General features: G+C 66.2%; 25 protein-coding genes. 18 read left to right on the forward strand and 7 right to left on the reverse strand.

The window, feature by feature from the left end; genetic code table 11:
• The first annotated feature begins 38 nt into the window (after window positions 1-38).
• From aroH to VHK65_12785, 12 genes are read left to right on the forward strand one after another with little or no spacing between them, the layout of a single operon-like run.
• Window positions 39-407, forward strand: coding sequence for a chorismate mutase (gene aroH, locus VHK65_12730; GenBank protein ID HVS07008.1), 369 nt, complete (start codon window positions 39-41; stop codon window positions 405-407).
• Window positions 404-1,426, forward strand: a complete 1,023-nt coding sequence (gene aroF / locus VHK65_12735) for a 3-deoxy-7-phosphoheptulonate synthase (GenBank protein HVS07009.1) — start codon at window positions 404-406, stop codon at window positions 1,424-1,426. Before aroH ends, aroF begins: the two co-directional genes overlap by 4 nt.
• Window positions 1,426-2,238, forward strand: coding sequence for a prephenate dehydrogenase (locus VHK65_12740; GenBank protein HVS07010.1), 813 nt, complete (start codon window positions 1,426-1,428; stop codon window positions 2,236-2,238). The genes aroF and VHK65_12740 overlap by 1 nt, the downstream gene beginning before the upstream one ends.
• The gene (aroA, locus tag VHK65_12745; GenBank protein HVS07011.1) at window positions 2,225-3,529 is read left to right on the forward strand and encodes a 3-phosphoshikimate 1-carboxyvinyltransferase; all 1,305 of its coding nucleotides are present in this window, start codon (window positions 2,225-2,227) and stop codon (window positions 3,527-3,529) included. Before VHK65_12740 ends, aroA begins: the two co-directional genes overlap by 14 nt.
• Complete coding sequence (locus VHK65_12750; protein HVS07012.1) at window positions 3,519-4,277, forward strand: NAD(P)-binding domain-containing protein; 759 nt, start codon at window positions 3,519-3,521, stop codon at window positions 4,275-4,277. The genes aroA and VHK65_12750 overlap by 11 nt, the downstream gene beginning before the upstream one ends.
• Window positions 4,274-5,419, forward strand: coding sequence for a chorismate synthase (gene aroC / locus VHK65_12755; GenBank protein ID HVS07013.1), 1,146 nt, complete (start codon window positions 4,274-4,276; stop codon window positions 5,417-5,419). The genes VHK65_12750 and aroC overlap by 4 nt, the downstream gene beginning before the upstream one ends.
• A complete protein-coding gene (gene aroB, locus VHK65_12760; GenBank protein HVS07014.1) occupies window positions 5,416-7,008 on the forward strand; it encodes a 3-dehydroquinate synthase in 1,593 nt (530 codons plus the stop codon). Before aroC ends, aroB begins: the two co-directional genes overlap by 4 nt.
• Complete coding sequence (locus tag VHK65_12765) at window positions 7,005-7,436, forward strand: type II 3-dehydroquinate dehydratase (GenBank protein HVS07015.1); 432 nt, start codon at window positions 7,005-7,007, stop codon at window positions 7,434-7,436. Before aroB ends, VHK65_12765 begins: the two co-directional genes overlap by 4 nt.
• Entirely contained in the window at window positions 7,429-8,373 is a 945-nt protein-coding gene (locus VHK65_12770; protein HVS07016.1) for a Fe-S cluster assembly protein HesB, read from the forward strand. Before VHK65_12765 ends, VHK65_12770 begins: the two co-directional genes overlap by 8 nt.
• Before the next feature lie 17 nt (window positions 8,374-8,390).
• Complete coding sequence (locus VHK65_12775) at window positions 8,391-9,035, forward strand: response regulator transcription factor (GenBank protein ID HVS07017.1); 645 nt, start codon at window positions 8,391-8,393, stop codon at window positions 9,033-9,035.
• Window positions 9,036-9,037: 2 nt separating this feature from the next.
• Complete coding sequence (locus tag VHK65_12780) at window positions 9,038-9,484, forward strand: hypothetical protein (protein ID HVS07018.1); 447 nt, start codon at window positions 9,038-9,040, stop codon at window positions 9,482-9,484.
• Window positions 9,481-9,726: a rhodanese-like domain-containing protein gene (locus VHK65_12785; protein ID HVS07019.1), complete on the forward strand. Its 246-nt coding sequence runs from the start codon at window positions 9,481-9,483 to the stop codon at window positions 9,724-9,726. Before VHK65_12780 ends, VHK65_12785 begins: the two co-directional genes overlap by 4 nt.
• Window positions 9,727-9,924: 198 nt before the next feature.
• On the opposite strand, the gene VHK65_12790 is transcribed toward VHK65_12785, so the two are convergent.
• Window positions 9,925-10,695 (reverse strand): SIMPL domain-containing protein, encoded by a 771-nt coding sequence (locus VHK65_12790; protein HVS07020.1) that lies wholly within the window; start codon window positions 10,693-10,695, stop codon window positions 9,925-9,927.
• 150 nt (window positions 10,696-10,845) lie between these two features.
• Here VHK65_12790 and VHK65_12795 point away from each other — a divergent pair, with 150 nt between their 5' ends.
• The 3 genes from VHK65_12795 to VHK65_12805 are packed head-to-tail and all read left to right on the forward strand — an operon-like array spanning window position 10,846 to window position 13,891.
• The gene (locus VHK65_12795; protein ID HVS07021.1) at window positions 10,846-11,733 is read left to right on the forward strand and encodes a trypsin-like peptidase domain-containing protein; all 888 of its coding nucleotides are present in this window, start codon (window positions 10,846-10,848) and stop codon (window positions 11,731-11,733) included.
• 45 nt (window positions 11,734-11,778) lie between these two features.
• A complete protein-coding gene (locus tag VHK65_12800; GenBank protein HVS07022.1) occupies window positions 11,779-13,593 on the forward strand; it encodes an ABC transporter ATP-binding protein in 1,815 nt (604 codons plus the stop codon).
• A gap of 25 nt (window positions 13,594-13,618) precedes the next feature.
• Complete coding sequence (locus tag VHK65_12805) at window positions 13,619-13,891, forward strand: UBP-type zinc finger domain-containing protein (GenBank protein ID HVS07023.1); 273 nt, start codon at window positions 13,619-13,621, stop codon at window positions 13,889-13,891.
• Here VHK65_12805 and VHK65_12810 read toward each other — a convergent pair.
• The 3 genes from VHK65_12810 to VHK65_12820 all read right to left on the reverse strand — a co-directional run bounded on the left by VHK65_12810 (window position 13,888) and on the right by VHK65_12820 (window position 16,156).
• On the reverse strand, window positions 13,888-14,475 hold the full coding sequence (locus tag VHK65_12810; protein HVS07024.1) for a class I SAM-dependent methyltransferase: 588 nt from the start codon (window positions 14,473-14,475) through the stop codon (window positions 13,888-13,890). The genes VHK65_12805 and VHK65_12810 overlap by 4 nt on opposite strands.
• 89 nt (window positions 14,476-14,564) lie before the next feature.
• The gene (locus tag VHK65_12815) at window positions 14,565-15,176 is read right to left on the reverse strand and encodes a DsbA family protein (protein HVS07025.1); all 612 of its coding nucleotides are present in this window, start codon (window positions 15,174-15,176) and stop codon (window positions 14,565-14,567) included.
• Window positions 15,173-16,156, reverse strand: coding sequence for an LLM class F420-dependent oxidoreductase (locus VHK65_12820; protein HVS07026.1), 984 nt, complete (start codon window positions 16,154-16,156; stop codon window positions 15,173-15,175). Before VHK65_12820 ends, VHK65_12815 begins: the two co-directional genes overlap by 4 nt.
• A gap of 51 nt (window positions 16,157-16,207) precedes the next feature.
• Here VHK65_12820 and VHK65_12825 point away from each other — a divergent pair, with 51 nt between their 5' ends.
• On the forward strand, window positions 16,208-16,486 hold the full coding sequence (locus VHK65_12825) for a hypothetical protein (GenBank protein HVS07027.1): 279 nt from the start codon (window positions 16,208-16,210) through the stop codon (window positions 16,484-16,486).
• 37 nt (window positions 16,487-16,523) lie between these two features.
• Here the strand turns inward: VHK65_12825 and VHK65_12830 are convergent, their stop codons facing one another.
• Window positions 16,524-16,997: an allene oxide cyclase family protein gene (locus VHK65_12830; protein HVS07028.1), complete on the reverse strand. Its 474-nt coding sequence runs from the start codon at window positions 16,995-16,997 to the stop codon at window positions 16,524-16,526.
• A 181-nt stretch (window positions 16,998-17,178) separates the two neighbouring features.
• Between VHK65_12830 and VHK65_12835 the strand changes: the two genes are divergently transcribed.
• Window positions 17,179-17,559: a nitroreductase/quinone reductase family protein gene (locus tag VHK65_12835; protein HVS07029.1), complete on the forward strand. Its 381-nt coding sequence runs from the start codon at window positions 17,179-17,181 to the stop codon at window positions 17,557-17,559.
• 21 nt (window positions 17,560-17,580) lie between these two features.
• Here the strand turns inward: VHK65_12835 and VHK65_12840 are convergent, their stop codons facing one another.
• Window positions 17,581-19,026: a gamma-aminobutyraldehyde dehydrogenase gene (locus VHK65_12840; protein ID HVS07030.1), complete on the reverse strand. Its 1,446-nt coding sequence runs from the start codon at window positions 19,024-19,026 to the stop codon at window positions 17,581-17,583.
• A 51-nt stretch (window positions 19,027-19,077) separates the two neighbouring features.
• A complete protein-coding gene (locus VHK65_12845) occupies window positions 19,078-20,628 on the reverse strand; it encodes an APC family permease (protein HVS07031.1) in 1,551 nt (516 codons plus the stop codon).
• Window positions 20,629-20,762: 134 nt separating this feature from the next.
• On the opposite strand from VHK65_12845, the gene gabT reads away from it, so the two are divergent.
• On the forward strand, window positions 20,763-22,082 hold the full coding sequence (gene gabT / locus VHK65_12850; GenBank protein HVS07032.1) for a 4-aminobutyrate--2-oxoglutarate transaminase: 1,320 nt from the start codon (window positions 20,763-20,765) through the stop codon (window positions 22,080-22,082).
• The last annotated feature ends 3 nt before the right edge of the window (window positions 22,083-22,085 follow it).

Consider the following 22,085-nt stretch of genomic DNA (forward strand, 5'->3'; position numbering starts at 1 on the left):
CAAACAAGTAACTTGGCGCGCCCAGGAGGCAAACAAGGATGGCGGTTCGAGGGATTCGCGGCGCGACGACCACTGAAGAAGACAGCGAGACGGCGATAGTCGACGCCACGACGGAGCTGCTGGCGCAGCTCGCCCGCGAGAACGCGCTCAGTCCGGGCGACATCGCCGCCGTCTGGTTCACCACGACGCCCGACCTGACGTCCGAGTTTCCCGCCGCCGCGGCCCGGGGATTCGGTTGGGGAGACGTGCCCTTGCTCTGTGGCCACGAAATGGCCGTGCCCTCCTCGAACCCGCGGAGCCTGCCACGGTGCATCCGCGTGCTGCTCCTCGTCAACACCGACTGGCCGTCATCGGCGATGCGCTTCGTCTACCTGCGCGGCGCGGAGAAGTTGAGGGTGACAGCATGATCATCGTGATGCGGCACGACGCGACCCCGGCGCAGGTGGCGGCGGTCGTCTCGCAGGTCGAGGCGCATGGTTGCCGGACCCACCTGAGCGACGGTGAGGAGCGAACCGTCATCGGCGTCATCGGCACGAATCCATTCGCCTTGCGGGAGCTCTTCATCGAGGCCCCCGGGGTAGCTGAGGTGGTACCCATCACGAAGCCATTCAAATTGTCGAACCGCGAGTTCCGATCGCGCGATACTCGCATCAGGGTCGGTGACCACGAGGTTGGTGGCGACCGCCCCTGGATCGTGGCCGGGCCGTGCTCGGTTGACGGCGAGGAGATGTACCTCGAGACTTGCCGGAAAGTACGGGCGGCAGGGGCCCACGCGCTGCGTGGGGGTATCTTCAAGCCGCGCACCTCGCCCTACAGCTTCCAGGGGCTGCGCGGCGACGGGATCAAGATCCTGCGGGAGGCAAAACGCGAAACCGGCCTGCCGCTGGTGTGCGAGGTCCTGGAGGCGGCGGACATCGGGACGCTGGCCGACATCGTCGACGTGCTGCAAATCGGCGCGCGCAACATGCAGAACTTCCCGCTGCTATCCGAAGTCGGTCGTTTGCGCAAGCCGGTCCTGCTGAAGCGAGGCATGTCGGCGACGATCGAGGAATGGCTGCTTTCGGCCGAGTACATCCTGAGCCAGGGGAACTACGACGTGATCCTCTGCGAGCGCGGGATTCGGACCTTCGAGACCTACACGCGAAACACGCTGGACCTCAACGCCGTGCCGCTGATCAAGGAACTGAGTCACCTTCCGGTGATCGTTGACCCGAGCCACGGCACGGGCCGCCGCTCCCTGGTCACCCCGATGGCCCTGGCCGGGATCGCGGCGGGCGCGGACGGCCTGATCGTCGAGGTGCACGCGCAGCCGGAGGTCGCGCTCTCCGACGGTGCGCAATCCTTGACCCCGCAGGCGTTCGCCCACCTCGTCCAACAGGTCGATGCGGTGGCCGCGGCGCTCAACCGGACCGTCGGAGTGGCGTGATGCGGGTCGGCATCGTCGGACTCGGGCTGATCGGTGGCTCACTCGGCCTGGCGCTACGCCGGCTGGGCGGGTCGATCGAGGTCCGCGGTGTCGCCCATCACGAGGATGGCGTGCTGGCGGCGCAGCAGCGTGGCGTAGTCGACCGCGCGTCGACCGACCTGCGCGACCTGGCCGACTGCGACATCGTGGTGGTCGCCACGCCCATCAACCAGATCCGGACGGTGCTCGAACGCCTGGCGGGCATCGTGCCACGAAGCGGCATCGTCACCGACGTGGCCAGTGTGAAGCGCCCGGTGCTCGACTGGGCGCGCTGTCTGCCCGCTCCGGATCGATTCCTCGGCGGCCACCCCGTCGCGGGCAAGGAGCGAAGCGGCCTGGGTGAAAGCGATGCCACGCTCTTCCGCGGCGAGACATGGATCTTCACGCCGGATGACGGGCAAGACCTGACCCCGTTCGACGAGTGGTTCCGAATGGTCCGGGCCCTGGGAGCGCGGCCGCAAGTTCTCTCCGCCGAGGCGCACGACCGGCAGATGGCGTTTCTGAGCCACCTGGCCTTCACCATCAGCATCGCGTACGCCCAGACAGTGCGACCGGTTGCGGATCCGGCGCTCGGCGGTCCCGGATTTCGAGGCATGGTGCGCCTGGCCGAGGGTGATCCCACCCTGTACGAGGACATCACGACCACGAACCGCGGTCCCCTGGTCGAGGCAATCGACCGCTTCTCCGAGGTGCTGCGCGACTACCGCGAGCGCATCAACCGTGGCGAGCGCGTGGGCGAGCTCTTCAGGCAGGGCGTGCATGCCGCTCGCTGAGGTGCAGTCCGCCCGCACCGTCTCACCGGCGATGCGCGTTGCCGGCGAACTGTCCGTCCCCGGGGATAAGTCGATTGCCCACCGTGGCCTGATGCTCGCCGCCCTGGCGCAGGGTGAAAGCTGGGTTCACGGTCTCCCCGAAGGTGAAGATGTCCTGGCGACCGTTGCCTGTCTCCGCGGCCTCGGTGCCGACCTCCAGCGCAGTGGTCGCACGGCGCGGATCCGTGGGGCGGGCCTGAGCTCGTTCGCGACGCCGCATGGCAACCTCGACTGTGCCAACTCCGGGACCACGATGCGACTGCTGCTCGGCATCCTCGCCGGCAGCTCGATAACAGCGACCCTCGACGGCGACGCCTCGCTCCGCCGCCGCCCGATGGCTCGAGTGATCGAGCCGCTGAGGCGTATGGGGGCGAGGATCGAATCGCAAGAGGATCGAGCCCCGATCGGCGTGAGGGGAACATCGCTCCAGGGTCGGCGCTACGCGTTGCCCATCCCGAGCGCCCAGGTGAAGAGCGCGCTGCTATTGGCCGGACTTTCCGCCAGCGGTCCGACGACCGTCGTCGAGCCCTCGCCCACGCGGGACCACACAGAACGGTTGCTGCGAGCGATGGGAACGGATGTCAACGCGACGGCGGACGGCGTCGTGATCCGGCCATCGCATCAGCCGCTACGGCCGATCGAGCTGGCCGTGCCTGGCGACTTTTCCTCCGCCGCGTTCTGGATGACGGCCGCGGCGTTGAGGCCTGGCTGGTCGGTGATCATCGGCGATGTCGGCCTCAACCCAACGCGGACCGCGTTTCTCGAGCTGCTGCGGTCGATGGGTGCCGGCGTCAGGGTCGAGGCATCTTCCGACGACATCGAGCCCCGCGGCATGGTGACCGTGTCCGGCCAACGCCTGCGGTCCGTTGTCCTCGATGCTACCGATGTGGCGGCCGCCATCGACGAGATCCCTGCCCTGCTCGTGCTAGCGACGCAGGCAGGGGGGGTCACCACCATCAGTGGCGCCGGAGAGCTCCGCGTCAAGGAGAGCGATCGGATTGCCACTATGGCCGAAGGCCTTCGCCGAATGGGCGCCATCGTGGAGGAGCGCGCGGACGGCGTCAGTATCCAGGGGCCGGCCGCGCTGCACGGCGCGACTGTCGATCCGCACGGGGACCACCGCGTCGCGATGGCGCTGGCGGTGGCGGGACTCGTCGCCTCCGGTCCGACGACGATCGAGGGCGCCGACTGCGTCGCCGTCTCGTATCCCAACTTCTTTGCGCAACTGCAGGACCTGACCCATGAATCCTGATGCCAGAGTGCTCCTGCTGGGTGATCCCGTCTCCCGCAGTCTCTCGCCCGGCATGCAAAACGCCGCCTTCGAAGCGCTCGGCATCGATTGCCGCTACCTGCTTCGTGAGGTGAACCGGGCTGGACTGGCCGGCGCGATGGCCGAGCTGCGCGGAGACGAGCGCATCCTCGGGGCCAACGTCACAATCCCGCACAAGGAATCGGTCATCCCGTACCTCGATGACCTCGACGCGCAGGCCGATCGCATTGGCGCGGTGAACACCATCAGCCGGCAGGGCGCGAAACTGAAGGGCTGGAACTCCGATATCGAGGGCTTCCAGCGCGCTCTCGCCGAGATGGGTGGGAGTTACTCCCGTGTCGCGATCATCGGAGCCGGCGGAGCCGCGCGAGCCGTCGCCGCCGCGCTGCAGCCGGCTGCCGAAGTCTGGGTGGTCGCACGCAACGTCGAGCAGGCACGACGCCTGTGCCACGACCTCGAGATCGTCCGTGGCGGCCCGGTTAAGATGGACCAGCTGCAGGAGGCGGTCGCGAAGGCGCAGCTGGTCGTGAATGCCACGCCCGCCGAGCTTCCACCGGCGTCCTGGCTGCGAACCGATCAAGTCCTCTTCGACCTACGCAGCCGTCGATCGGCGGAGGGTCGGGCCATGCTCCTGCACCAGGGTGCGGCGTCGTTCGAGATATGGACCGGCAGAAAGGCGCCCATTGACGTGATGCGGGCCGCGCTCGATCGCGCATCGGTGCCGGCATGACCCTCCGCCTGCTCACCGCCGGCGAATCGCATGGCGAGCGGCTGACCGTCATCCTCGACGGCGTGCCCGCCGGCTTGACCGTGCGTGAGGAAGACCTGGGCCGCGACCTGACGCGCAGACAGGGTGGTCACGGCCGCGGCGGGCGGCAGTTGATCGAGCACGACGAGGCCCACATCGTCGCCGGCGTGCGCGGCGGTTTGACGCTCGGCTCGCCGATCACGCTCGAGATCGCGAACCGAGACTGGGAGAACTGGCGGCAGGTCATGGCCGTCAATGCCGCAGAGGTCAAGCGCAAGCCGATCACTCGTGTGCGTCCGGGCCATGCCGACCTGGCCGGCATGCTCAAGTACGGGGCGAACGATGCACGCGATGTCTTGGAACGGGCTAGCGCGCGCGAGACGGCGGCTCGTGTGGCGGCGGGCGGCGTGACGAAACTACTGCTCCGGGAATTCGGCATGGAGGTGCGCAGTTACACCCGCTCCGTCGGCGCCATCGAGGCCACCGTACCGTCGCCGATCCCCTGGGAGGAGGTCGAATCCTCGGCGGTCCGCTCCCCCGACGGAGCTGCCGGCGAGGCGATGGTGCGCGCGATCGATGCGGCGCGCGAACGAGGCGACACGCTCGGCGGCGTCTTCACCGTCATCGCCGAAGGCGTCCCGCCCGGCCTGGGCAGCTACCGGCAGTGGGACACGAGGCTTGACGGCCTGCTCGCCCAGGCGATCGTCAGTATCCCGGCCTGCAAAGCCGTCGCCATCGGCGATGGCGTGGAGGGAGCAGGCCTGCCCGGCTCGCAGGTGCATGACGTGCCCGTCTACGACAACGGGCGCCTGGGCCACGAGACAAACCGCGCCGGCGGACTGACGGGTGGCGTCAGCAACGGCGAGCCGCTGGTCGTGCACGGCTACATGAAGCCGATCTCGACCTTGCTCAAGCCGCTGGCCACCGTCGACCTCAAGACGAAGGAACCGGCGCGGGCCCACTACGAGCGCAGCGACATCTGCGTCGTGCCGGCCGCCGGGGTGGTGGGGGAGGCGATGGTTGCCCTGGTCCTCGCCGGCGTTCTGCTCGAGAAGTTCGGCAGCGACTCGATGACCGAACTGCATCGGAACGTCGAGAGCTACTTGCAGGAGACGCGCCGTTGAACAACGTCGTGCTCGTCGGCTTCATGGGCAGCGGGAAGTCAACCGTGGGTCCGCATCTGGCGCTCCGACTCGAGCGGCCGTTCGTCGACCTCGATGATGTGATCGAGGCGGATGCGGGGCGATCGGTCGCCGAGATTTTTTCGAGTGAAGGCGAGGCCGGATTCCGGGAGCGCGAGTCGCGTTGCCTGCGGCGCGCCCTGGAGCGCGACGGCTCGGTGGTCGCGGTCGGCGGCGGCGCGCCGATGCGCGACGAGAACTGGGCCCGCATCCGAAGTGGCAACACGGTCGTTGCCCTGCTGGCGGAGCCTGGTGAGCTAGCCCGCCGCCTGAATGGATCGAGCGATCGACCGCTGCTGCAGCACGGCGCCCCGTCCGCTATCGCCACCTTGCTGCCGAGCCGGCTTATCCGCTACCTCGAAGCGGACGTAGTCGTCAAGACCGATGGCATCGACCCGATTGCGGTTGCCGAGCAGGTCCGCGACCGGCTCTCCGGGGGAGGACCGCAGCGCATCCCGATTGATGTCCCGGGTTCACCGCATGATGTGATCGTCGGCTACGGCCTGCGCCACCGTGTGCCGGCCGCCCTGCAACGGATGAACGTCTCTGGGACCGTCGTCGTGATCAGCGACGAACACGTCGCCAACCGGCATGCCAACGCGCTCACAGACGCCTTGATCGGCGCCGGCCTCACCGTGCAATTGCACCTGGTGCCGGCCGGGGAAGCCGCCAAGGAACCCAGCGTGCTGGCGGAGATCTACAACGCGCTGGCGGCTGCAGGCATGGATCGACAGGGTGCTCTCATCGCCCTGGGCGGCGGTACGGTTGGCGACGTAGCCGGCTTTGCTGCCGCGACCTGGATGCGCGGCATCCGCTATATCCAGATGCCGACCACACTGCTCGCCATGGTCGACAGCAGCATCGGCGGCAAGACGGCAATCAACCTGCCGGCCGGGAAGAACTTGGTGGGCGCGGTTCACCAGCCCGCGGTGATTTTCTGCGACCTCGATTACCTCGCCACCCTGCCCGACGCGGAGTACCGGGCATCGTTGGCCGAGGTCATCAAGGCCGCCCTCATCGCCGACCGATCATTCGTCGACTGGCTCGTCGCGAGCCTGCCGGCGGTGCTGCGGCGCGAGCCACATGCGGTGCGCGAGGCTGTTGGTCGCGCGATTGCGATCAAGGCCGCGGTCGTCGCCCAGGATCCCCAGGAGACCGGCGTTCGCGCCATCCTCAACTACGGGCACACGGTCGGTCATGCGCTGGAACGGGCCGCCGGATTCGGGACGCTCCGGCACGGCGTGGCAGTCGCCTGGGGTATGGAGGTGGCGGCGCTGATCAGCCTGCGCACAGGTGCCTGCGGGCCCGAGACTGTCGCGGTGCAGCATTCGCTTCTGCGTGACGCCGGTCTGCTCGCGGACCGACCAGCCGTCGCTCATGCCAAGCTGATCGAGGCGATGCGCCACGATAAGAAGTCGCGGGCAGGCGAGCTCCGCTGGGTTCTCCTGCCCGAGATCGGTCGGGCGGAGTATGGTCAGTCGGTCGAGCCGTCCGTGGTCGAGTCATCGCTGGCGGAGGTGCTACCCGCGTGAAAGTCCTCGTCCTGAACGGTCCCAACCTTGGCACGCTCGGGCGCCGCGAGCCGGAGGTCTACGGCACCCAGACCCTCGCCGACCTGGAAAAGCTGCTCGCCGAGCGGGCCGGTGAGCTCGACTTCGAGCTTTCCTGCCTGCAGTCGAACCACGAGGGCCAGTTGATCGACTGGATCGAAAAGGACGGTGCATCCTGCGACGCCATCATCATCAATCCGGGGGCGCTCTCTCACTACAGTCTGGCGCTCGCCGATGCATTGCGCGGCTCGGGCAAGCGCGTTGTCGAAGTTCACATCTCCAACGTCTTCGCCCGCGACCCGGAGCGCCATCGGATGGTGACGGCCGCGGCCGCCCAGGGTGTGATCTCCGGCCTTGGCTTCGAGGGATACCTGGCGGCCCTGGATTTTCTCGCCGCAATGGATGGTTGAGGGCTGGACTGCTGAATTCCCACTGGTAGGCCCAGCGGGCGAGGTGATCGACCTCCGGCGGGTCTTCCTCTCACACGGTATTGCCGAACTGCCGCCGATGCGTCTGGACCAGAAAGTCTGGACCTTCGAAATCACCGTGCCCATCGCTGGAGTCGGCGCGCGCACATTGACGATCTCGCAGGCCCGTCCTGGCCGCGGCCTCATCTCGGTCACGAGCCAATCGCTGACCCCGAAGGTCGCCGCCGCCGTGATGGCGCAGGTGCGCCACGTCCTCAGCCTCGACCTCGATCTAACGCCCTTCTATGCTGTGGCGGCCGAGGACCCGGATCTCGCCTGGGTCCTGATGGGCGCGGGCCGGATGGTGCGCAGCCCGACCGTGTTCGAAGACGTCGTCAAGACGATCTGCACCACGAACACATCCTGGGGCGGAACCACCCGGATGGTGAACGCGCTGGTCGAGCACCTGGGGGAGAAGGCGCCGGGCGCGCCCGCCGCTGGTCCCTACGGGCGGGCCTTTCCCACGCCGGCGGTGATGGCCGCGGCGCCGGCTGGTTTCTATAAGAAGGTTGCCGGCACCGGCTACCGCGGCCCTTATCTCAAGACGCTCGCGACCGACGTGGCCAAGGGTCGGGTCGATCTTGAGGCGCTCGCGGGTGCGTCGCGCGACGATCTGCCGGACGACGAGGTGGCCGACCGGCTGCGGGCACTGCCAGGTGTTGGGCCGTACGCCGCGGCGCACATCATGCTGATGCTGGGGCGGTACGACCGGCTCATTCTGGATTCGTGGACTCGACCGACCTATGCGCGGCTGCTCGGTCGCAAGCGCCCCGTGAGCGATCGGACGATCGAGCGCCGTTTCAAGCGGTACGGGCCGTACGCCGGGTTGGCCTTCTGGCTGTTTCTGACTCGAGATTGGCTGCCGGAGGATGCTCCGTGAGATCCTTGGGTACAACCATGAGCATGGCGGAGCTTCGGGTGCTCATCGTCTCCGCGAACCCGCTGGCCCGCGGCGGACTGGCGGTGCTGGTCGAGGGGATGAGTGGCATGAAAATCGTTGGGGCGACCGGAGTCGCCGAAGCCGCATCGCTTGCCGGGCAGCTGCTTCCTGATGCGGTGCTGCTCGATGCCGGCGAAGGCGAAGCCGAGGAGCTCGACGCGATCGCCCGATTGGCCACTGCCCAACCGGGCTTGCCGATTGTCGCGCTGGCGAGCGACCACGGCGCGGTCTCGCAGGCGCTGACCTTCGGCGCGTCTGCCTTGCTGCCGGCCGCGGTCGATGGCGAAACCCTGGCGGCGGCCTTGCGCGCCTCGGCCCGTGGGTTGGTGACCATTGCGCGCGCCGACCTGATGACGCTGCTGCCCCAGGAGGAACGCATCGAGCCGTCGCTCCGGGCACCGGCCGAGGCGCTCACACCGCGGGAGCTCGAGGTGCTGCAGTGGATGGCGCGAGGTCTGACAAATCGACAGATTGCCCGCCGCTTGCAAATCAGCGAGCACACCGTGAAATTCCATGCCGGCGCGGTCCTGGGCAAACTGAATGCGCGCTCACGTGCCGAAGCCGTCGCCCGGGCAATTGGGTTAGGCTGGATCCTGGTTTAAGGATGGCAGTTGACGCGGAAGGCTATGGCTATGGCTCCCACGAGGAAGGGCTCGATCGGCTGCTGAATGACGCCCGGGTACTGTCGCCGGCCGGCATCGAGCGCGCCGCCTGGGGCTGGGACCGGCACGAGGACCCGGCCGCGATGCAGCGGTTCCGGGACGCCGAGAAAGCCGCACTTCGCATCCTCGAACAGACCAATCGGGATCAGGCCTGGGATGACGCGAAAAAGCGGATCCTGGATCTGACCGAAGGCCGCACCTCACTCGTGTCGTGGAAGGCCGAGCACGGCGACGTCGGACACAAGGGCGAGCACGCCTTACTGGGCGCCGCGCTCGGGATCCTGGCGCGCGACCGGCTCAGCCACGAGCAGCACGCCACGCTTGTGCGACCGATGGCCGAAGCGCTCCCCTGGCTGCTGCCCGAGGCGCCGCCCGAACCGCGCCGATGATGATCGCGCCGCGCATTGATCCGGCTGCCGCCAGAGCGAAACTGGACGCCGGTGAGGCGGTCGCGCTCGATGTGACCAGCTCGTTGGTCTACCCGGCCGTCAGCCACCGAATACCCGGAGCCATCCGCATCCCACCCGAGCCCATCATCCGCGGCCTGCAGGCCGCCCGGCCGGCGGCCGAAATTGCGAAGTACTTCGAGTCGGTGCCGCCGGACCGCGAGGTTATCGCCTACTGCACCTGACCCGATGAGGGCACCAGCGCCCGTGTGGCGCAATTCCTCCGACAGCAAGGCCGGCCGGCCTGGGCGCTGCGCGGCGGATTGGCCGCGTGGCGTGCGGCGCAATATCCGATGGAGTCAAAACACGCCGGCCACGCTCCGGGGCCGGAAGAAGAGTGCCCCGACTGTCACGAAGAAGTCGGGGCACACATCGCCTGACGCTTAGTCGGTCAGCTCGTAGACGACCGCCACGTCGACGGTGACGTTCATCTGCCCGGCCTGGACGGGTGCGCCGCCGCCACCGCCCCCGCATTGGCCGCCCGCACCGCACGGCGAATACGATGATCCGCCGATCACTTCCGAAACCGACAGCACCTTGCCGAGGTGGCGCCCGGCGAGGCCCGCCCATTCCTTTGCCCGAGCGGCCGCCGCGTTCATCGCGGCCTGGCGCGCCCCTTTCAGCTGGTTGGTGTTATCGCTCAGCTGGAGCGAGATGCTACTGATCTGGATATCGTTGCCCACCGCCCCCTGGGCCGCCCCAAGGACGGTGCCGATATTGGAGATGTGATGGATCTTGACGTTGACCGTGTTCGACGCACGGTAGCCAATCACGTTGTACTGCTGGTCTTGGTAGACGTTGATGCCGGTCGTCTGGATGTCGGCGTCCTGGACGCCTTGAGCCTTGATGGCCTTCAGCAGTGCCGTCATCTCGGTGTTCGCAGCGTTCATCGCCTCTACCGCGGTGCCCTGGCGGGTTGACACGCCAAGGCTGATCACGGCGTTGTCCGGTGTCGCGTTCTGGGTCCCTTCACCGACCACGGTGATGGTGTCGCGCGGGCCGGCAACGGCGCCGGCGCCGACCGAGGTCTGAGTCGATCCGCCGGCACCGGCCCGAACGGCCACCGCCGTCACCCCCGATGCCGCGATCGCGATCAAGGCGCCGATGACGATCAGGATTCCACGCGTGGCAAACGTAGCCCTCAGCGATTGCATGATGTCGTTCTCCTTCAGATGAACTCGGGTTTATGAATCTGACGTAAGAACGTGGTCCAGGACCAAAGCGTTACACCTGCTCTAATGGGCGGCTGGTTTCCCGGGCGTCTGGGTGATGACGCCGGCGGACCCAGGCGATAGCGTGTGGGTATGGCAACCCTCTCCGATCTTTCACGCGAAATTGCCGAGCTCGTCGCCCGCCTCGGTTCGAGCATCGTGCGGATCGACGCCCGCCAGGGCCGACCTGCCACTGGCATCGTCTGGGCCGACAACCTTGTTCTGACTGCCGATCACGTCCTCGAGCACGAAGACAACATCCAGGTGACGGGTGCTCAATCGACGGTGAAAGCCGCTATCGCCGGTCGTGATCACGGCACCGACCTTGCCCTGTTGAGGACCGAGGGCCTGGGAGGCGTGTCCGCACCACGCGGACGGTCGACGGACATCCGTCCCGGCCACCTCGTGATCGCGCTTGGTCAGCCGGGCGATCTGCAGGTCACGTTTGGGATCGTCAGCGGAATGTCGGGTTCGTTCCGAAGTTGGCGGGGCGGGCAGGTTGAACGCCTCATCCAGACGACCGCCGAGCTGCTGCCGGGATTCTCGGGCGGCCCTCTTGTCGATGCCGAGGGCCGCGTCGTCGGCATCAACAGCTGGAACTTTGGACGCGGCATCAGCCGCGCCGTCCCGGTCGAGACCGCCGAGCGGGTCGCCGAAAGCCTGAAGACCCATGGCCGGATCCGCCGGGCCTATCTCGGCCTCGGCGCGCAGCCGGTGCGGCTGAGCCAGGCGCTCGCCAGCCAGGTCGGGCAGGACAGTGGCCTGCTGATCGTCACGGTCGAGGCGGGTGGCCCCGCTCAGACGGCGGGCCTGCTGCAGGGCGACACGATCGTGACCATCGACGGCGACCCGGTGCGGCAGCTGGATGAGCTCTTCGACAAGCTGGGTGCGCTCGAAGTCGGCTCGGCGCACCGGCTTGGGGTGGTCCGGGCGGGCGAGCGAAAGGACATCGCGATCACGGTCGGCGAACGCCAGAGCTAAAGGGGCTTCGTTCGAAGCCAGCCTCGGCTGGGTAGGCTAACCAGCATGTACTGGTGGCACGGCGGCTTTCACGAGCCGGAACCGGGGGTCAAGCTGGAGTGGCCGCTCCTCAGGCGCGTCTTCAGCTACTTCATCCCGTACTGGCGCCTCGCGCTGGTCGTGCTGGCCTGCATCGGCGCGGCGGCAGGGCTGGGGCTGGTCCCCGCCATCGTGACCCGTGACCTCATCAACTATCTGACCGCGCGCAACGGCGCATTTGGGTACGTCGCGCTCTTGATCGGTATCCTGGTCGGGTCATCCTTGCTGGGCGGCCTGATCGGCGTCCTGCAGTCGTACTTCAGCAACCGGATCAGCCAGAGCATCATGTTCGACCTCCGCAACCAGCTGTTCGACCGCGTGCTGAAGCAGTCGATGGCGTTCTTCACGGGCACGCGGACCGGCGATGTGATGTCAAGGCTGAGCAATGACGTCAATGGGGTGCAGAGCGTCGTCTCCGACACGATCTTCAGCCTCGTGAACAACGTGGTCATTCTGGGCAGCACGGTGGTCCTGATGTTCGCGCTTGACTGGAAGCTCACGATCGCAGCCCTCCTCGTGCTGCCGGCTTTCCTGCTGCCGACGCGCCAGGTCGGTAAGGCGACCTTCCAGGCGCGCAAGGCGACCCAGGGGAAGCTGGCGGAGATGACCGCCTACATGCAAGAGACCCTCGGGATCTCCGGTATGCAATTGGTCAAGGCGTTCGTGCGGCAGAGCGCCGAAACCCTGCGGTTCCGCAAGCTCAACGACGAGCTCCGGTTGCTCAACATTCGCCAGTCGATGATCGGCCGTTGGTTTTTCATGCTGATGGGCGTGCTCGGCACCGCGGGCCCAGCGGTGCTCTGGCTGTTCGGTGGCTACCTGGTGGTGACCGGACAGGAATCGCTCGGCACGGTGGTCACCTTTGCGACCGTCCTCCTGGGCCGTCTCTATGGCCCGGTGGGCTCGCTCGCGAATCTGCAGGTCAACGTTGTCGGTTCGCTCGCGCTCTTCCAACGCATCTTCGAGTACATGGATCTTCCAGTCGTGATCGATCAGAAGGCTGACGGGGTCCACCTCGACCAGGCGCGCGGCCAGGTCGAATTCGACCAGGTCACGTTCCGTTACGGCTTAAGCGACCGCCCTGCGCTCAAAGACGTTTCCTTCAAGATCGAACCTGGCCAGCTGGCCGCGCTGGTCGGCCCCACGGGGGCAGGCAAGACCACAATCACCAACCTGCTGCCCCGTTTCTACGATCCGCAGCTCGGCGCCGTTCGGCTGGACGGCCACGATGTTCGCGATCTGACGCTCCAATCGCTGGGCCGCCAGGTCGGGATGGTCTTCCAGGACACGTTCCTCTTCCATGCCTCGATCCGCGACAACCTGCTCTACGCGAAGCCTGATGCGACGGAGGCGGAGATGGTGGCTGCCGCCAAGGCCGCCTACATCCACGATTTCATCGCGTCACTGCCGGAAGGCTATGACACGGTGGTTGGTGAGCGGGGGCATCGCTTGAGCGGCGGCGAGAAGCAGCGCGTGGCCATCGCTCGCGTCATCCTCAAGGACCCGCGTGTGCTGATCCTCGACGAGGCAACCTCCAACCTCGACTCCGAATCGGAGCACTTGATCCAGGTGGCGCTGCGGCCGCTATTCGAAGGCCGCACCTCACTGGTCATTGCCCACCGTCTCTCGACCATCCTGGCGGCCGACGTCATCCTGGTCATGGACCATGGGGAAGTGGTCGAGCAGGGCCGCCACGCCGACCTGCTTCAGCAAGGCGGACTGTATGCGCGACTGTATCACCGGCAGTTCGAGGCTGCCGACGAGCTAGCCACCATCGCCTGACAAGGGAAGGAGAATCGAATCAACGATGGCAACCACACAAGTCTGTACGCACCTCGAGCTAATCCGAAATCCGCGGCCGCACACCAAAGGTTGCGAGGAATGTCTGAAGATGGGTGACACCTGGGTCCACTTGCGGCTGTGCGAGGTCTGCGGCCACGTCGGGTGTTGCGACTCGTCGAAGAACAAGCACGCGACCAAGCACTACCGCGCGACCGACCATCCCATCGTCAAGTCACTCGAGCCGGGCGAGAACTGGATGTACTGCTACATCGACGACGTGATGTTCGAGGGCGACTAAGCCGGGCGCCGGCCGATCAGCATTCCGCGGTCGCCGCGGACGTCGAGCGCGGCTGCCTCAAACCCGGCCTCCTCGAGGAGACGCAGGATGCCCTGCACCGGCAGCGGGCGGTCGCCGTTGACTTCGAGCCAGCCCAGGTAACCTGACCAATCCGGCGGGTTCGGAGCCTGGCCCTGTCGTTCGCGAAGTTCGTAGAACGCTGAATACAGCGTCTCCGAAGGAATCGCCAGGCGGTCGATGATGAAGCACCATCCGTCCGGCGCCAGATGCTCGAATGTCCACCGAACGGCCGTCCGATACTGCGCCTCTTCGAGGTGATGCAGCGACTGCACGGCGATCACCGCGGAGCAATTCGCGGGCGCATCGACACGATCCAGCGCGGTGAGGTCGCCCTCAGCCAGGTTGACCCGGTCGCCGTAGCGACCGAGTCGGTGCCTCGCGATGCTAAGCATTGCCGCCGACGAGTCGAGGCCAAAGACCCGAGCGCCGTCCGACTTATCGAGCACCATCTGGGCGACGAGGCCGGAGCCACACCCAAGATCCAGAATCCAACCACCCTTAACCTGCTCCAGGATCGCGAGCAAGAGTGCGAGGTGCTCGGCGCGAGCCGGATTGCCCGCGAGGTGGCGGGCGTCCCACGCTTCCGCGAACGCGGGATCGTGCCAGTTCTGGGTCAGGCGGCGAGGGTCCCTTCCGACTCCGGCGTCTTGATTTCGATCACTTCGCCAAAGCGGTGGACCGTTTCGATCGCGTCGTAAAGGGGAACCGCCCGCTCCGCCGGAATGATGTCCGTGATCTTCACGTAGTAGCTGCGGCCCTCGGGCCAGACCAGCGTCGGCACACCGAACACGCCGCGCCGTACCGCCTCTTCGTGCTCGCGGGCCAGCGTCTTGAAGTCGGTGGTCTTGACGTCCATCTCCCAGCGGGCGACATCCAGACCCGCGCGCTCAGCCGCGACGCGTTGGGTCGCATGGTGATCGACCGGAAGATAGTCCTTGTGCTTGGCACCCTGAAGCGCGAGCCGGAAGCGGTCTCCCAGCTCGGCGCCCTGCGCGCGGGCGGCGGTGGCAGCCAGGAACGCCGGTAAGCCCTGCGCCATCGGGTCGCGCTCCCAGACCGGCGGCTGGGCATGCCCTTCATGGGCAGCGTGGTTCTGGCTGAGGGAGAAGAACCGAAACTGGGGCCGGATCCGGCCGGCCTTCTCGACCTCGGCCAGCCACATGGCTCCCCGGTACGCCCAGGGGCAGAGGAAGTCGATGTAGACGGTGGGTTCGCTGATCGTCATCCCGTGGTCGAGTGTACCGGGGTCGCCGCCGCCAGCCGCGGAATCACTTCACTGTCAAAGCGGTGAAGCGGCTCCTGGTCGTAGGCGACGCCCGGGATATAGATGATGAAATAGTCGATCCCGGCCTCGATCAGGGTTTCCAGGTGCGCCACCACCTTGTCGGCGTCGGCCACCAGCGTTCCCTCGCGGAAGGACTCGTCGCCGCGGGCCTTGGCCCTGACCCGCTCGGGGTCCTCGCCCCTGCCGGTGACCAGGACTTCGACCTCTGCCGATTTGATGATGTCGTCGTAGTTGCGGCCGGCCCCGTCGCAATGCTCCCGGAGGACGTCGAGCTTGTGCCGGATCGTCTCGGGGTCTCCGCCGACGTTGCAGGCATCCCCGAACTGCGCCACCAGCTTGAGGGTGACCCGCTCGCCGGACCCACCGATCCACAGGGGTGGGTGCGGCTTCTGAACGCCCTTCGGCTCGTTGATGGGCCGGTCGATCGTGTAGTACTTCCCCTTGAAGGTGGGATAGTCCTCGGTCCACATCTTGTGGATGATCTCGCAGGCCTCCTTGAACATTCCCATCCGCTGTTTCAGTTCCGGGAAGCCGTAGCCGTAGGCGCGCCATTCGTGCTCGTACCAGCCGGCGCCGATCCCAGCGTTGAGACGCCCGTGGCTGGCGACGTCGACGGTGGAGGCGATCTTTGCGTAGAGCGCCGGGTTGCGATAGCCGTTGCAGCCGACCATCTGGCCGACGCGCACGCGCTTGGTGTCCCGCACCAGCGTCGAGGTGATCGTCCAGCATTCGAAGGTAGCTTCCAATTTCGGTTCGGGCACGGTATGGAAGTGGTCGTAGACCCAGATCGAGTCCCATCGGCCCGTGTCTGCGGCCTGGGCCACCCGCGTCATCGCCTCGTACTTCTCGACCGGGTCCTTGATCCGGATCAGGTCTGTGCGCCATCCCTGGGGCACGAAGACGCCAAATTTGATTGCCATGCGTCGAGTTTACCGGCGGGCGGAGCCCGTATGCCCCATTAAGCTTCAGCCATGCGGATCGACGTCGCCTGTACGCCGACGGCCAGCGGGCACCGGTGCGAGGTCGACCTTGTCGACGGCGGCTCCGACACACACCACACCGTCGAGGTGTCGGGGGCCGAGCTTGACCGATGGGGGAGGGGACGCTCGGCGGGCGAACTGGTCCGGGATAGTTTCCGATTCCTCCTCGACCGCGAGCCCAAGGAGTCGATTCTCCGCGAGTTCAAGCTCTCGGTGATCACCCGATACTTTCCGGAGTACGAGACTGCCATCACCCGGGGCCGACCCTGAACGCAAGGCCAGCCCCGTCGATGGGTCGACGATCTCCTTAGTTACCTGACTGCCCGCGGTTCAGCTCGAAGATGAAGTGGTACTTAGCGCCGTTGTTGATCGAAATGAGCTTCATCTGCCCGCGCGCCTGGCTGTAAATGCCGGTGCCTCCGGTTATCGACAGCACGGTATCCGAGGTGTCGTTGAAGGGCCCCTCGACCGTGATCTGGCCGCCGGCCAGGAACGTCGTCCAGCGGCACTCCCAGGTGCCCGCCGATCCGCTTTCAATCCTGGTGCAGTCGCCGCGGTCGCTCCCAACCTTGACCTTATCGGTCTTGTCGTAGATCGGGTTATGGAACGTGAGAATGCTCCCCGGGTGATCGCTGCCATCAAAGACGGCGTCGGTGACGGCGTGCTCGATGACGTGAACGGTCGATCGGGACGACTCGGACGCGGACACCGTCCCCGACAGTGCGAGTGCCAACGACGCCACCATGACGACCGCTAAACCCAGCCTGAAGTTCCGTTGCATGAATCCCTCCTTCTTTTCCCCGAAGCCCGTACGCGATCTTTACCGGTCATTGATAAGACCGTGCGAGAAGGCTACATCGGCCTCCCTGGCCTGTCAACGAGGCCCCAATTCGCCTGGTAGCTCGTCCCAATCAAGATTCATCTGAGCGGGCCGGCATAGCCTCGCCGTATAAAAGAGGTCAATGGCAGTTCGTCAACCGCTTGACGACAAGGTCCGCGACGCCCTCTCCCGACCGCTGACGGTCGTCGACATCTCGACGACCGGCCGGAAGAGCGGGCAGGAGCGCCGGCTCGAGATCGTCTTGCACAACATCGGCGGCCGGCTCTACATCAGCGGCCAACCCTCCCGCACGCGCCGCAGCTGGCTGGCCAACTTGGACGCGAATCCGAAGTTCACGCTCCACGTCAAACGCGGGGCTCGTGCCGACCTCCCCGCGACTGCCCGCGAAATCACGGACCCAAAGGAGCGCCGCGAGATTCTCGAGGAAGTGGCAAAGCACTGGAAGCGGGACGACGTCGACACCATGCTCGAGTTCAGCCCGTTGATCGAGGTAACGGTCTAAGCCCGGCGCGACTACTCGGACTTAGTCGATCGCGGTCATGACGTGCTTGATGTTCGTGTACTCCTCGAGTGAGTACATCGACAGGTCCTTGCCGTAGCCGCTCTGCTTGTAGCCGCCGTGGGGCATCTCGCTGACCAGCGGGATGTGGGTATTGATCCACACCGTGCCGAACTGCAGGCGGCGCGCGGCGTTCATCGCGCGGCCGATGTCGCGAGTCCAGACTGACGCCGCCAGCCCGTAGTCGACGTCGTTGGCCCAGGCGATTGCCTCGTCATCATCCTTGAATCGCTGCACGGTGACCACCGGGCCGAAGACTTCTTTCTTGACGATCTCGGAGTCCTGCTGGACGTCGGTAACCAGGCTCGGCTGGTAGAAGTAGCCGCGGCCGGGGATGGGCGCACCACCGACCAGGACTTTGGCCCCATGTTCGCGAGCTCGGTCGACGAACCCCTCGACGCGCTCGAGCTGTTCCCTGGCGACCATCGGGCCCATGTCGACACCTTCCTCGAGCGGGTTGCCCACCTTGACCGACTGAACGCTCTTCGTCAGCGAGGCGAGCAGGTTGTCGTAGATCTTCGGGCCGGCAATGACGCGGGTAGCCGCCGTGCAGTCCTGCCCGGAGTTGAAAAAGCCGGCGATCTTCACCCAGGTGTTGACCGCCTCCAGGTCGGCGTCATCGAAGACGACGACCGGCGCTTTTCCGCCGAGCTCGAGGTGCACGCGCTTCAAGGTCTGCGAGGCCGCTCTCGCCACTTCTTTGCCGGTTGCGACATCGCCGGTCAACGACACCATGTTGACGCCGGGATGGCGGACGATCCCCGCTCCCACTGGCTCGCCGTCACCGGTGATGACGTTGAAGACGCCGGGTGGAAAGATATCCGCCGCCAGCTCGGCCATCCGCAACGCCGTCAGCGGCGTCCACTCGGACGGCTTGAGGATCACGCAGTTGCCCGCGGCCAGGGCGGGGGCGACCTTCCAGATCGCCATCATCAGCGGGTAGTTCCAGGGGGCGATCGAGCCAACCACGCCGATGGGCTCCCGTCGGATCATGCTGGTGTAACCGCGCATGTACTCGCCGGCCGCCCGACCTTCGAGCGTGCGGGCGGCGCCGGCGAAGAACCGCAGGTTGTCCACGCAGGGTGGGATCTCTTCCGAGAGGAAGAGGGCGCGCGGCTTGCCCACGTTCGCCGATTCGATGCTCGCCATCTCCTCGGCGTCGGCGAGAATCGCATCCGCCAGCTTGAGCAGCATCTCGCTGCGCTCCTTGGGGACGGTCTCGAACCAGTCCACGTAGGCCGTGCGAGCAGCCTTGACGGCGCGGTCAACGTCCTCCTGGGTACCCTTCGGCACCTCGGCCATGACCTCGCCGGTCGCCGGGTTGATGATCTGCTGCGACTCATTGCCGGAGCCGTCAACCCACTCGCCGCCGATGAACATCTGACGGCGCTTTAGTGCCGTTGTTGCCATGACGCTCTCAACCTCCTCTCGCACCACCGCCTGTTGACGAAAGCTTCCGACTCAGCTGACCCGCTCCGCATCCGCCGCCGGCACATTGGAGAAGGCATCCGGCGCCGCTTCCATCCGCGCCAACCGATAGAAGGGTGAATGCCGGCGAGCCACTGAGTAGATCAGCGCCACGACAGCGGCGACCATGACTAATACGGGGACGGCCACCACGAATTTTCCGTTCGTGGCGTTGACCTCGAATTTATCGGTCTGCGTCCAGTAGTAGTAGATCAGGTAGCCGCCAAGCACGAAGAGAGCGATCGCCGAAAGGGCTGGCACGATGCCGGCAAAGATCAGGCCCTTTGCGCTATGCCTCAGGGCGCGACGGTAGTAGACGACGCAGGCGACGGCCGCAAGGCCGTAGTAGACGGAGACCAACAGTCCGAGCCCGGTCACGCCGGCCGCGACGATTGCGTTGAGGGCGCCGATGGCGGGCGAAAGGAGCGCAACCACGCCTGCAATGGTCGCCAGAATGAGCGTACCGACGGCCGGTGTGCGCCAGGTCGGATGGACACGCGCCCAGATCCCGCCTAGCACGCCGTCGCGGCCCATCGAGAAGGCCGTCCGCGCGCTGGGCAGCAAGGTGGTCTGCACGGTGGCCACCGTCGAGGAAAGGAAGGCAAGGATGGCGAGCGATGCCCATGGATCGCCTACGAGCTTCTTGGCAAAGGCGCTCAGCGTCGTGGCGCTGTTCGCCTGGATCTCCGCGGGGGTAAGCACCATCTGAATCGAGATGGCGGCCACGAGGAAGATGAAGAGCAAGGCGATCATCCCAAGCATGCCGGCACGCCCGGGGTTCTCACGGCCGTCGGTTGTCTCCTCATTGAGGTTGGCGGCGGTGTCCCACCCCCAGTAGAAGAAAACCGAGATCACGACACCGGCGGCCAGCGCGCCGACCGAACCGAAGGAGCGCGGGTCGAGCCAACTGAGGGAAAAGGTGGAGCCGCCTCCGTGGAAGTAACCGACGATGGCGAAGCCGAGGACGATGAAGTACTCGAGCCCGAGTAGTACGTACTGGAATCTGGCAGCGACGCGGATTCCAACCATAACCATATACGTCACGAAGGCCAACCAGAGCACGCCGATGACCACCGCGGCCCCCTGGCTCGCCACGGAAGTGGTGTCGAGGTTGAGCGGCCCGATACCCGTCAGGTTGAAGGCGTTGAATAACTGCAACGTCGCCTGCCCCGCTTGAGGCGCCGCGAACGAAAGGAAGATGAGGCTTGCCGCGATCTGTACAAAGCCACTAAAAAACCCGAGCTTCGGATTCACGAATTTGCCCACCCAGCTGTAGGAGGCGCCGCAGTTGGGATCGACGCGGTTCAAGTAGTAGTACGCAATCGCCACGCCCATGACCGGCAGAAACCCGACCCAGATGGCAGCCGGGGCAGCCAGGGCGACGGCGAGCGCCAGCGCACCGATAGCCGTGGCGACGCTGTAGGCGGGTGCCGTGCTGGAAACGGCGATGACCACGGTGTCGAGCAGCTTGAGCGCTCCGCGTTTGAGTTCGGGAGTCTCCGCTCGAACCGCTGGTCGTTCGATCGTTGGTGTGCGGCTAGACATGCTTGCCCTCTCCTTAATCGATGATTACAACCGCGAACGGCGCCCGTACGTCTCCCGGCCTCGCGGCGAACCAAGCATGGCGGCTCCGATGATCGCCGTCAAGAGCCATCGGTCGAGTGCTTATCATGCGGGTGATGGCCGATTGGCCCGGGCCTCGATCGCGGGAACTCCAGGCTGAGCGAGACCGCTACGTGCCCCGTGGGATGGCGTCAACCATGCCCGTCTTCGCGGCTGCCGGAAGCGGCGCCAGCCTGACCGACGTCGACGGGAACCGGTACATCGACTTCGCCACCGGCATCAGCGTGCTGAACGTCGGCCATGGCCACCCCCGCGTCGTCGCGGCCATCCGCGAGCAAGCCGAGCGACTGGTCCACTCCGGCGGGCCCGTGATGATGCCCGAGGTCTATGTGCGCCTTGCCCAGAGGCTCTGTGAGATCACGCCCGGCGCTTTTCCTAAGAAGGCCCTCATGCTCAACAGCGGAGCGGAAGCGGTCGAGAACGCCGTCAAAGTGGTGCGCCAGGCGACCGGGCGCCCGGCCGTGATCAGTTTTCACAATGCCTTTCACGGCCGCACCCTGATGTCGATGACGCTCACCGGAAAGGTTGCGCCCTACAAGCAGAATTTCGGCCCGTACGCGCCCGAGGTCTATCAGGTGTCCTATCCCTACGAGTACCGACGTCCCGCCGGCATGGCCGCCGAGAGCCTGGGAGGCGCCTGCGTCGAGGCCGTACGCCAGCTGTTCAAAACGACCGTGAGTGCCGATCGGGTCGCCGGCATCATCGTCGAGCCGGTGCAAGGCGAAGGCGGCTTCGTGGTGCCGCCGCCGGATTTCCTGCCAGCCCTTCGCAAGCTCTGCAGCGAGTACCAGATCCCGCTGATCGCGGACGAAGTGCAGACCGGCTTCGGTCGCACCGGAAAGATGTTCGCGGTCGAGCATTCCGGCGTCGAGCCGGATCTCATCGTCCTCGCCAAGTCACTGGGCGGCGGGCTGCCGCTTGGTGCCGTCGTCGGGCGCAGCGAGCTGATGGATGCCACCAACCCGGGCGGGTTGGGTGGGACGTTCGGCGGCAATCCCCTGGCGTGCGCCGCGGCCCTGGCGGTCATCGACGTCGTCATGGAGGAGAACCTTCCCGAACGCGGCAACCGGCTCGGCGATCGTGCGCTGGCACGGATGCGCGCCTGGAGGGACCGTCATCCGCAGCTCGGTGACGTCCGAGGGCTCGGTGCCATGATCGCGATGGAGCTGGTCACCGACCGTGCAACCCGCGAACCGGCGGGGGCGCTGACCAATGAGGTGCTGCGCTACTGCCACGCGCACGGCCTCGTCCTGCTGAAGGCCGGCCTTTACGACAATGTCATCCGCTTGTTGTTTCCGCTGACGATCAGCGAGCAAGAACTCGATCGCGGTCTCGACATCCTCGAAGAGGCGCTCAATCAACTCAATAGGGTGTGAGGG

The organism is Candidatus Dormiibacterota bacterium, assembly GCA_035544955.1.
GTDB lineage: Bacteria > Chloroflexota > Dormibacteria > CF-121 > CF-121 > CF-13.

Bases quoted from the DNA above. Each gene is read 5' to 3' on its own strand.
- aroH (HVS07008.1), top strand. From the start codon at position 39: ATGGCGGTTCGAGGGATTCGCGGCGCGACGACCACTGAAGAAGACAGC.
- aroF (HVS07009.1), top strand. From the start codon at position 404: ATGATCATCGTGATGCGGCACGACGCGACCCCGGCGCAGGTGGCGGCG.
- VHK65_12740 (HVS07010.1), top strand. From the start codon at position 1,426: ATGCGGGTCGGCATCGTCGGACTCGGGCTGATCGGTGGCTCACTCGGC.
- aroA (HVS07011.1), top strand. From the start codon at position 2,225: ATGCCGCTCGCTGAGGTGCAGTCCGCCCGCACCGTCTCACCGGCGATG.
- VHK65_12750 (HVS07012.1), top strand. From the start codon at position 3,519: ATGAATCCTGATGCCAGAGTGCTCCTGCTGGGTGATCCCGTCTCCCGC.
- aroC (HVS07013.1), top strand. From the start codon at position 4,274: ATGACCCTCCGCCTGCTCACCGCCGGCGAATCGCATGGCGAGCGGCTG.
- VHK65_12770 (HVS07016.1), top strand. From the start codon at position 7,429: ATGGTTGAGGGCTGGACTGCTGAATTCCCACTGGTAGGCCCAGCGGGC.
- VHK65_12775 (HVS07017.1), top strand. From the start codon at position 8,391: ATGAGCATGGCGGAGCTTCGGGTGCTCATCGTCTCCGCGAACCCGCTG.
- VHK65_12780 (HVS07018.1), top strand. From the start codon at position 9,038: ATGGCAGTTGACGCGGAAGGCTATGGCTATGGCTCCCACGAGGAAGGG.
- VHK65_12785 (HVS07019.1), top strand. From the start codon at position 9,481: ATGATGATCGCGCCGCGCATTGATCCGGCTGCCGCCAGAGCGAAACTG.
- VHK65_12790 (HVS07020.1), bottom strand. From the start codon at position 10,695: ATGCAATCGCTGAGGGCTACGTTTGCCACGCGTGGAATCCTGATCGTC.
- VHK65_12795 (HVS07021.1), top strand. From the start codon at position 10,846: ATGGCAACCCTCTCCGATCTTTCACGCGAAATTGCCGAGCTCGTCGCC.
- VHK65_12800 (HVS07022.1), top strand. From the start codon at position 11,779: ATGTACTGGTGGCACGGCGGCTTTCACGAGCCGGAACCGGGGGTCAAG.
- VHK65_12805 (HVS07023.1), top strand. From the start codon at position 13,619: ATGGCAACCACACAAGTCTGTACGCACCTCGAGCTAATCCGAAATCCG.
- VHK65_12815 (HVS07025.1), bottom strand. From the start codon at position 15,176: ATGACGATCAGCGAACCCACCGTCTACATCGACTTCCTCTGCCCCTGG.
- VHK65_12820 (HVS07026.1), bottom strand. From the start codon at position 16,156: ATGGCAATCAAATTTGGCGTCTTCGTGCCCCAGGGATGGCGCACAGAC.
- VHK65_12825 (HVS07027.1), top strand. From the start codon at position 16,208: ATGCGGATCGACGTCGCCTGTACGCCGACGGCCAGCGGGCACCGGTGC.
- VHK65_12830 (HVS07028.1), bottom strand. From the start codon at position 16,997: ATGCAACGGAACTTCAGGCTGGGTTTAGCGGTCGTCATGGTGGCGTCG.
- VHK65_12835 (HVS07029.1), top strand. From the start codon at position 17,179: ATGGCAGTTCGTCAACCGCTTGACGACAAGGTCCGCGACGCCCTCTCC.
- VHK65_12840 (HVS07030.1), bottom strand. From the start codon at position 19,026: ATGGCAACAACGGCACTAAAGCGCCGTCAGATGTTCATCGGCGGCGAG.
- VHK65_12845 (HVS07031.1), bottom strand. From the start codon at position 20,628: ATGTCTAGCCGCACACCAACGATCGAACGACCAGCGGTTCGAGCGGAG.
- gabT (HVS07032.1), top strand. From the start codon at position 20,763: ATGGCCGATTGGCCCGGGCCTCGATCGCGGGAACTCCAGGCTGAGCGA.